Origin of the sequence: Methylophaga sp. UBA4204 (assembly GCF_002379485.1) — a bacterium.
GTDB lineage: Bacteria > Pseudomonadota > Gammaproteobacteria > Nitrosococcales > Methylophagaceae > Methylophaga.
Genome location: NZ_DFTU01000037.1, coordinates 12,191 through 21,576, shown reverse-complemented (window position 1 = coordinate 21,576; position 9,386 = coordinate 12,191). Strand labels below are relative to the sequence as shown.

The following is a 9,386-nucleotide window of genomic DNA, read 5'->3' as shown; positions in this document are numbered from 1 at the left end:
GCAGGCACGCCTCCTTCGGTATTCGTGTTTGTAAACAAATCATCAAAGAAGAAAACGTCAAACTGGATCCTAAGAAAATCCAGCAGATGTTTGAAGAAGCTGATGCAGCCGAAGCAACCTATGGTGGTTATATCCTGCGTGACCCAATCCTGGGTTACTCAAAAGAAGCCCACCACGGCCAATTCCGCTACACCGCGAACCGCCGTGCCAAACAATTAGGCTTCGAAGAACCCTTCCCCGGTGCCGAAGCCACCCTCCCCTGGCTTGATGAACAAGCCAATATGAGGAAGGAGAAAAACTTCTTCGAAACCAAGGTCACCGAATATCAAACCGGTGGCGGTTTGAAATGGGATTAAAAGTGTGAAATTAAAAAGCCAGAATATGTAATTATTCTGGCTTTTTTTGTTATTGAGTTATTTTATGGCTAAAAATCAACAAGAACTCTTTTTCAATTTTCTTAATTTACATGAAAAAAACTCATCTAAATTTACTCTTAAAGATATTCTTGAAGCTACAACTTGGAAAAAATCAACTTTTACCTCATACGATTCAAAAGGTCAGTTATCTGATTTTATAAGTCCAGTTTCAAAGACGGAGTATGTTGCAACAAATACATTAAACATATCCTTAGTGGAATTTCAGAAAAAATTATCTCAGTCTAAAAATCGACGTGGCCTTGGTCATAACTGTCGATCTCTGCTGGCTAAAGCTCTTCTTAAAAAAAGCAGTGACAATATGTTACTAGCAATTGAACTCTATAATCGTCCCTCCTTAATTAATAAACTAGATAGTTTCAGCATGCTATTTTGTTGTGCATGGGAGCAGTTACTAAAGGCGATAATAATTGAGAAAGACGGAGAGCAAGCTATATATAAAAAGACCGATAAAGATGGGATAAAGAAAACTATCTCATTACGAGAATGCTTACCAAAAGTATTTAGTGTAGACAATAAAGTAAAACTTAATATTGAGGCGGTAACTGACTTAAGAGATCAAGCTGTTCATCTTTTAATGCCTGAACTTCAGGGAGTTGCTTCAAGAATATTTCAATCGGGAATATTAAATTATTCATCAAAATTTGAGGAATTTACAGAAGTACAATTCATAAATTCATCACAAGGTGGAATGATCTCATTAGTAGCCGATTTCAAAACCCCACCGTTATCAATAATGAAGTCAACATACGGCAAAGCTGCAGACGAAATTTTAGCATTAGCAGAAAAAATGAGTCAGTCGATTGATGATACAGATGATATGGATTTCGCTATCCCCTTAAATGTTGAACTTTCATTCACAAGAAAAAATAATGATGGCTCACAGATAATCCTTACTAAAGCAGATAGTGGTGCTGAAGGTTTGAAAAGAGCTTTAGTGATTCACAAATCTGTAGGTGCAGACAAAACACACCCTTATCTTGAAAAAGATGCAATCAAAAAAATACAAAATAAGCTGAACGAAAAATTCACAAAAGAAAAATTATGTAAGTGTCTAGTCAAGTTCAAGGATGAAGTTCCTGTATTCAACAGACATTGTTTTCAGTCTGTAATACATAAAGAAAAATGGAAAACTTCCAATAATGAATATCATCACTATGTTGAGAAGCTTAACGCACATCTCTATTCAGATGCTGCTGTCAACAAAGTTGTTGAAAAAATCACTCAGAATGATGAGTATTTGGGAAATGCTAAAGAAAAATATACTCAAAGAAATTAATTAAGCCCGTAGGTTGGGTTGAAGAATGAAAGCCAACGTTTTATAAATGAAATAACATTCTGAATTTGTTGGGTTTCACAAGCTCTACCCAACCTACAATTTTTATATTTAATAAATCTTTTTAATTTATATTATGAAACGCGTAATTTAAAACAGGAATACACATAGATGTGAAAGAGATACTCGCTGTATTATCAGCCCGTAGGTTGGGTTGAAGCATGAAACCCAACATTTTATAAATGAAATAACATTTTGGATTCGTTGGGTTTCGCAAGCTCTACCCAACCTACCCTACTAAAACTATACACACATTATTCGAAATAACTATTTATAAAATGGACTTAAAATGGAATCAAAACTTCCCATCCCAACGGATAATATCTACAAATTTTCAGCGACTTTTGGTTTGGCTTTAATGGCAATTTCTATGACATTATTGGTTTTAAATGGCCACCAGACAAATGAGATTATTTGGCAAAACGCTAATGCGATATATGAACTCCAAGCTGCCAAGGCTGATTTCAGTGATGAAAAACAAAAAATTCTTGAAAAAAAGATAGAAATCGCAGTAGAGAATAGAGATATTTTAAAATGGTTATTTGCTGTTTTATTTGCTATTGGTTTTTATGGTTCTCTGTATGGATTTCATAAATGGTATAAAAAAATTCAACCAATGCATGATGAAATTTTGGAGCTTCAGAGAAAAAAATTAGCTTTAGAGGTAAATATACTAGAAAAGGAAGATAATCCGTAACCCGGGTTGAAGAATGAAACCCAACATTTTATAAATGACATAACATTGCCGAATCGTTGGGTTTCGCAAGCTCTACCCAACCTACATTTATTTTTATAATCACATGGATGGTGATTGATGCAATATCGACGGGCTTTTGTTGCTGGTGGTACATATTTCTTTACGGTGAATCTGCTGGAACGAGATAAATCACTGTTGACTGATCATATCGATCTGTTAAAAACCGCATTTCGCAAAGTTAAACTCGCCCATCCTTTTGATATTGATGCGATCGTGGTATTGCCTGATCATCTTCATACTATCTGGACTTTACCTGAAAATGATTTTGACTTCGCCACACGCTGGCGATTGATTAAATCGCATTTTTCTCGCGGCCTACCCTCTACCGAACGAATCAATAATTCACGAAAACAAAAATCTGAACGTGGTATATGGCAACGCCGATATTGGGAGCATTTAATCCGTGATGATTTGGATTATGCTCGCCATGTTGATTACATTCATTACAATCCTGTGAAACATGGTTATGTCGATAAAGCGTTTGATTGGCCTTATTCCAGCATCCATAAATTTATTGAGAGGAACATGGGTTCGAGTGATTGGGGAGTTGGTAAAACGATAAATGATGTGGATATGGGGGAACGTTAATTGGTCAGGTGAGACTGCTAGCGTTATTCACTTTTATAAGAACAATTAAGCATTAAAAAAGCCCTGACAGCTTATGGCTGCCAGAGCTAATTAATTAACGCAAAAGCTCAATATTTATTCATAACGATAGTTATCCCCTACTAGGACTATCAATTTTAATATTGAGACTAAAAATTCTGCTCGATAGCATTTAACAATTTTAATAAAGCATCTAGACGCTGTTGTGGCTGTCTCATTTCAAGTATTTCTTGTTTTATTTTTGCTGGCATGTCGAATAAGCCGTTTACCATAAAGCTAAATTCAACAGCTGATAGGTTTTGCCATTTATCACTCGCCAGCATTTTTTGAAATTCGTCATTACCATGGCCAAGAACCAATAAACGCTGCATCAGCTTTTCATGACTTTGCCTTAATTTGATCAAGTCGCCATCTTCAATCGGTTCATCTTCAAACGGCTCACAAGCCCATATATAAAAAGGCAATTGCTGTCGCACTTGTTTTAGCTCTAGTCGTTTTTCAAGATGAACAATGACAGCCATACGGCCATCATCTAGTTCCTCTTGAAGCTCTACTTTGCCAGCAGAAAAAACGTCACAAGGCTTATAGGTAGATTGATTACTGTTAAGCGCTTCATCTCTTGTCTGCATCTGTGTCATGTTACGAACGATACCTTGGATATGACAAACGCCCATCATCACATCGTTCTCGATACAATATCTCACCATTTTTCTATAACGTGGCTCAAACACATGCAATGGAACGGGCACGCCAGGAAAATTAACTGATTCTGGTATCGGGAAAAGCGCTACTTCTATCATAGGGTCAACAGTTCCTGCCTATAGTCTTAAAGGTGACATAGTAGCAAACGTCCTTGCAACAGTGTTTCCATTAAACCCGCTTTTGGTCGCAAGTTGCTAAATTACATCTAGCTAAAAACACCCAAACCTAATCGATTCCAATCTGTTGTCTCTCAGGCTACCTGATGACTAATTATTCATTGGCTTATATGGGCCAGTACCCAGTCCTCAGATTCGTCGGGTGTCCAGAATGTCAGACGAATACCTGTTGCTGAAAATCTTCGCTAGCAAGGTAGTTTGGGCTGAGGCACGAAGCCAAACATTTCAAATATGACAAAAAATCCCATCATAAACTAAAATTACAAATCCCTTGTTGAGCTTCATAAATTCAACCCAACCTACATTTCTTCATATCATGGAGATTTACTGTTTGATCTTTCTAACACATCGCGAACATTAGGATTGAAACCCGTTTCATGCTTTTCTCTCACTTTGATTTGATGTCTGGTGTTGTTTGACGACGTCCTTTTTAAAAAGACGGTAAACCCAAAGGAAAAAATATGGCCCAAAGAACACCACAAAGAAAGTGGTCGTCATGATACCGCCGAGAACACCGATAGAGATCGCATTCTGAGCTCCTGAACCGGGGCCGGAAGCAAAAGCCAATGGCAACACACCTAGTATAAAAGTAAGAGACGTCATCAAAATGGGCCTAAACCGCTGTTGTGCTGCTTGATAAGCCGCATCGAAAGCCGTTTGACCCTCTTCAAAGTTGTTTTTCGCAAACTCAACAATCAATATGGCGTTTTTAGCAGCAAGCCCGATAGTAATTAACAGTCCAACTTGAAAATAAACATCATTAGCCTGTCCAGTGCTCCATGTTGCCAGTACGGCACCTAAAATACCCAGAGGCACGGTTAGGATAATAGCAACCGGTATAGCCCAACTTTCATAAAGCGCCGCCAGGATGAAAAAAACGGCCAAAGCGGATACCAGATAAAGTAAAAGTGTATTGGTGCCTGCCTCCTTTTCTTCATAGGACAGACCTGTCCATGCCACCTCCAGCCCATCAGGAAGTTTTTCAGCTATTTTTAAAACCTCCTGCAATGCTTTACCCGAACTCACTCCTTGAGAAGTGGACCCTTGTATTTCTCTTGAGGCTGCACCATTAAAGCGTGTCAATTTAGGTGATCCATAAGTCCATTCACCTGTGGCAACTTCTACAAGCTGTACCATATCGCCATTTTTATTTCGTACGTACCAGTCATCAATATCTTCAGGCAACATTCGGAAAGGTATGTCACCTTGCACATAAACGCGTTTTATACGCCCGTTTTCTAAAAAATCATTCACGTAAGTCCCACCGAGTGCGGTGCTCAACGTCTGATTGACAGTGCTTATAGGAACACCAAGAGCACGTGACTTGATGTTATCAATCGTTAGATCATATTGGGGACTGTCGGATAATCCGTTAAAACGAACCTGCGTCAAAAATGGACTTTGATTGGCCATGCCTAAAAACTGATTGGTTGCATTAACAAGCGCTTGATGGCCTAGTCCCGCGCGATCAACAAGTTGAAACTCAAAGCCACCGGAATTACCAAGCGCACTGACCGGTGGCGGCACCAGAGGAAAAATCATCGCATCACGGACTTTAGATAAAGACTGTGCTGCACGGTTTTTTATATTAAAAACACTATTTTCTTCACCCCGCTCTTCCCAACTTTTCATTTTGATAAAGGCGATACCTACATTTTGTGCTTGTCCTGAAAAGCTAAAACCTGCAGCGGCAAAAAGACCGTCTACGGCGTCCCCAGCCTCTTCAAGGTAGAAATCTTCTATAGCCTTAACTTTTTCGACTGTTTGTTCAAGTGAAGAACTGGGCGGCCCGTTTAACAGTGTAAACATTCGGCCCTGATCTTCATCGGGGAGAAAGGATGTCGGGATACGAAGGAAAGTTAAGACGGCGATAATAATAAGTACTAAAAACAATGCTGGTAAGACAAATCGATTCTCAAGCAATACGTCCAACATGTTTTTGTGACCTCGACGTAAAGCTTCAAAGCCATGATTGAATGATGCAAAAACGCCTTTATCTTTTTTTGCTTTTCTGGATTTTAAAATCACCCCGCAAAGAGAGGGTGACAAGGTCAATGCTATAAAAAGCGATATTGCCATAGCGACTGAGATAGTCACCGAAAACTGGCGGTATATCACACCCACCGAGCCCTCAAAAAAACTCATGGGTAAAAAAACAGCCCAGATAACCGCCGTAGTGCCGATAAGGGCTCCGGAAAGCTCCTTCATAGCCGATTTTGTGGCTTCCTTTGGGTCACGTTCAGGATCTTTTTCTAATTTACTTTCTACATTTTCTGTTACCACAATTGCATCATCGACCAGCATACCGATTGCAAGAACCAGTGCAAAAAGCGTCAGAACATTGATCGAATAACCGAGTATGAAGATAGCCCCGAAGGTTCCAAGCAGAACGATGGGAATAGCAATTGCTGGAATAAATGTCGCACGAAAATTTTGTAGAAATATGAAGATAACAAGAATAACCAAACCGATGGCCATGAAAAGCGTTTTCACCACATTAACGATCGATGTTTCAATAAAAGTTGAGACATCAATGGGATAAATCACTTCAAGATCGGCAGGAATAATATTATCGAAGTCTTTTATACGGTCCTTGATGCTTTGAATCGTCACCAGTGCATTAGCGCCGGGAGCAAGCTGGACAGCGATACCGGATGCTGGTTGCCGGTTCCAACGTCCGATAATATTATAATTCTCGGCCCCGATTTCAATTCGGGCCACATCTCCTAATGTGACTCTTGAGCCATCCTCGAGAACGGTTAATAAAATGGCTTCAAACTGTTCTGGAGAAGAGAGCAGAGATTGCGACGTAATGGTGGCATTAATCTGCTGCCCTTTTGCTTGTGGTGCGCCGCCTATTTCGCCTGTGGCAAGCTGAACATTTTGATCTTGTATGGCATCAATAATATCCAGCGCGGTAATATTGAAATTATTCATACTTCGCGGATCGAGCCAGATCCGCATGGCATGTTCAGAACCAAAGCTCTGAATTTGACCAACGCCGTCAACGCGGCTCAAAGGTTCTTCAATATTTGATGCCAAAAAATCGGATATATCATTCCGACTCATTGCCCCTTCTTTGGAATAAAAGCCGATGATCAGCGCTTCACTATTACCACCTTTTTCAACAGGAACACCTAACTGCTGAACAATCGTAGGCAAGGACGATAACGCTTTAGAGACTTTGTTTTGGGTTTGTACCTGAGCGATATCCGGGTCAGTTCCAGGCTCAAAGGTTAGCGTAATGGTGGCACTGCCAGAGGAAGAGCTTTGCGCTTGTATATAACGAAGATTGTCGATTCCAGTCAGGTTTTGTTCGATAATCTGCGTAACGGTATTCTCAAGTGTTTCAGCCGAAGCCCCGGGATATGTGGCAGTAATAGATACTTTAGGCGGCGCAATGTTGGGGTATTGTTCAATCGGCAACTGAAACAGCGAAAATAAACCAAACCCTATGATGAAAAGCGCGATAACCCAGGTAAAAATTGGGCGGCCTATAAAAAAGCGTGAGAACATTTCTAGCGGTTCTCAACTTTATTCTGCTGTCGCTGCCCTACCTTGATGTTTGGGGCCATCGGGGGTGGCGCTTCATCTTTAAGAGAATTCGGTGCAACTTCGAGATTCATGTCCTCATATCCAACATCGATTGGTTCAGGTTTTACCAAGACTCCCTCACGTAACATCATCGTCCCCTCTACAATCAAACGATCCCCGCTTTCTAGCCCATTAAGAACAATCCAATTATTTCCATAGGCCGCCCCTGTGGTTACAGGAGTTTTGGCAGCTTTATTCTCAGTATCAATAACCCAAACACTTTTCCTACCCTCAGCATCTATTACAACGCTTTTTTGAGGAACCACGATCTGTTTTGTACGGCCAATCTCTTCTATGGAGGCCCAGACAAACATACCCGGCAACAGGATAGTGTCTGGATTATCAAACACAGACCGCAATCGTATTGAAGCAGTCTGTATATCAACAGAAACATCCGTTGAGTCTAAAGTGCCCTTGTGTGGGTATTTTTGTGTTGCATTATTCAGATAAAGATAAACTTCATATTCAGATTGAGATTCTTTATTCAGCCGTGCAGCAGATAAACGCTCCTGTAAATCCCGTACCTCTGATGCAGACTGTGACAAATCCACGTAAACAGGGTCAAGCTGACGTACAGTCGCCAGTGGAACGCTTTGCTGAGAGGTAACGAGCGCACCTTTTGTAATGCTGGACGGACTTATATAACCGCTTATTGGTGCGTATACGCGCGTGTAGTCTAAATTGATTTTTGCACTTCTAACTTCAGCTTCTGCTTGGCTTACAGCAGCCTGAGCTTGAGCAAGGCTGGCCAGTGCATTGTCATACTCTTGCTGGCTGACTGCATTTGAAGTGATCAGCGTTTCATATCGATTTACCAGGTTTTGGGCATTTTCTCTTCGCGCTTTAGCATCTTGCAGATTAGCCTTGGCCATTTGGTAATCAGCTTCATAGCGAGCGGCATCAATCTGATAAAGCTGCTGTCCCTCTTCTACATATGATCCCTCTTTGAATAATCGCGACTGAATGATGCCACTGACTTGTGGCCTGATTTCAGCGACCTGATAAGACACTACACGACCAGGAAGCTGATTCGTGTGTTGTATCCGTACTGGCTTAATTTCGACAAAGCCCACGTCAATAGCCTGTTGACTCATTCCGCCCTGTTGTGATGCGTTCTGTTGATTATTGTCCTGGTTATCATCACATGCCGACAATGAGATAATAAGTGCAAAAATGGCAAGAACAGACAAAAATCTAACGTTCATAGCAAAGATATTCAGCAAGCATTTCTAATCAAGTACTCCATTAATGTTGATTTAACTCAGAAACAGTAAATGCTTTTAAATCACATGGATGGAAATGAATATGACTGTCAGTAGTCAGCGTAAAAAACTCATCCCTTGAACTTAAAAGAGGGCCAATCCTTATTGAAAGGATATGCCAAACAGCAGGCCCCCTTTAGTCCTATCAGATTGTTGTTAACCACCAAACTTTTCGTTTTCGCCAATATTCGGCGTGGTATGTTTGATATTGGCTTTAGCAAACTCATAAAGCTGGAAGGCTTTATTCTCTTTTGCCATCCAGTGTTCGCCCATTTCAATTTTAACTTCCAGTAAGGCGACATCTGGGTCGTCTTTACCTTCAGGGAACCAAGCAGCAATAAATGGATTCCAGTATTTGTCGATCAGTGTTTGATCATCTGACACCCGAGCACTGCCCGACAGTGAGACATATACACCTTTGTCCTGATCAGAAAAGGTCAGGCAGACATCATGGTCACGATCCGTTTCGCTAACCTTCTCAGCACTGCGACGAGTATAGAACCAAAGAGTGCCATCATA

The 9,386-nt window shown here is 40.5% G+C and carries 8 protein-coding genes; 4 read left to right on the top strand and 4 right to left on the bottom strand.

Annotation, left to right across the window (positions count from 1 at the left end; translation table 11 throughout):
• From B3182_RS05220 to B3182_RS05205, 4 genes are all read left to right on the top strand, one after another.
• A partial coding sequence (locus tag B3182_RS05220) for a ribonucleotide-diphosphate reductase subunit beta (RefSeq protein WP_292751848.1) occupies nucleotides 1–356 on the top strand: 356 nt, incomplete at its 5' end.
• Nucleotides 357–420: 64 nt separating this feature from the next.
• Nucleotides 421–1,713, top strand: coding sequence for a DUF3644 domain-containing protein (locus B3182_RS05215; protein ID WP_292356937.1), 1,293 nt, complete (start codon nucleotides 421–423; stop codon nucleotides 1,711–1,713).
• A 346-nt stretch (nucleotides 1,714–2,059) separates the two neighbouring features.
• Nucleotides 2,060–2,467, top strand: a complete 408-nt coding sequence (locus B3182_RS05210) for a hypothetical protein (RefSeq protein ID WP_292356938.1) — start codon at nucleotides 2,060–2,062, stop codon at nucleotides 2,465–2,467.
• Between the two features lie 117 nt (nucleotides 2,468–2,584).
• A complete protein-coding gene (locus B3182_RS05205) occupies nucleotides 2,585–3,115 on the top strand; it encodes an REP-associated tyrosine transposase (RefSeq protein WP_292356940.1) in 531 nt (176 codons plus the stop codon).
• Between the two features lie 167 nt (nucleotides 3,116–3,282).
• On the opposite strand, the gene B3182_RS05200 is transcribed toward B3182_RS05205, so the two are convergent.
• From B3182_RS05200 to B3182_RS05185, 4 genes are all read right to left on the bottom strand, one after another.
• Nucleotides 3,283–3,933, bottom strand: coding sequence for an LON peptidase substrate-binding domain-containing protein (locus B3182_RS05200; RefSeq protein WP_292356942.1), 651 nt, complete (start codon nucleotides 3,931–3,933; stop codon nucleotides 3,283–3,285).
• A 453-nt stretch (nucleotides 3,934–4,386) separates the two neighbouring features.
• On the bottom strand, nucleotides 4,387–7,527 hold the full coding sequence (locus B3182_RS05195) for an efflux RND transporter permease subunit (protein WP_292356944.1): 3,141 nt from the start codon (nucleotides 7,525–7,527) through the stop codon (nucleotides 4,387–4,389).
• A gap of 2 nt (nucleotides 7,528–7,529) precedes the next feature.
• A complete protein-coding gene (locus B3182_RS05190) occupies nucleotides 7,530–8,678 on the bottom strand; it encodes an efflux RND transporter periplasmic adaptor subunit (protein ID WP_292751846.1) in 1,149 nt (382 codons plus the stop codon).
• Nucleotides 8,679–9,023: 345 nt separating this feature from the next.
• Nucleotides 9,024–9,386, bottom strand: a 363-nt coding sequence (locus B3182_RS05185) for a pyridoxamine 5'-phosphate oxidase family protein (RefSeq protein WP_292751843.1), incomplete at its 5' end; no start/stop codon positions are given.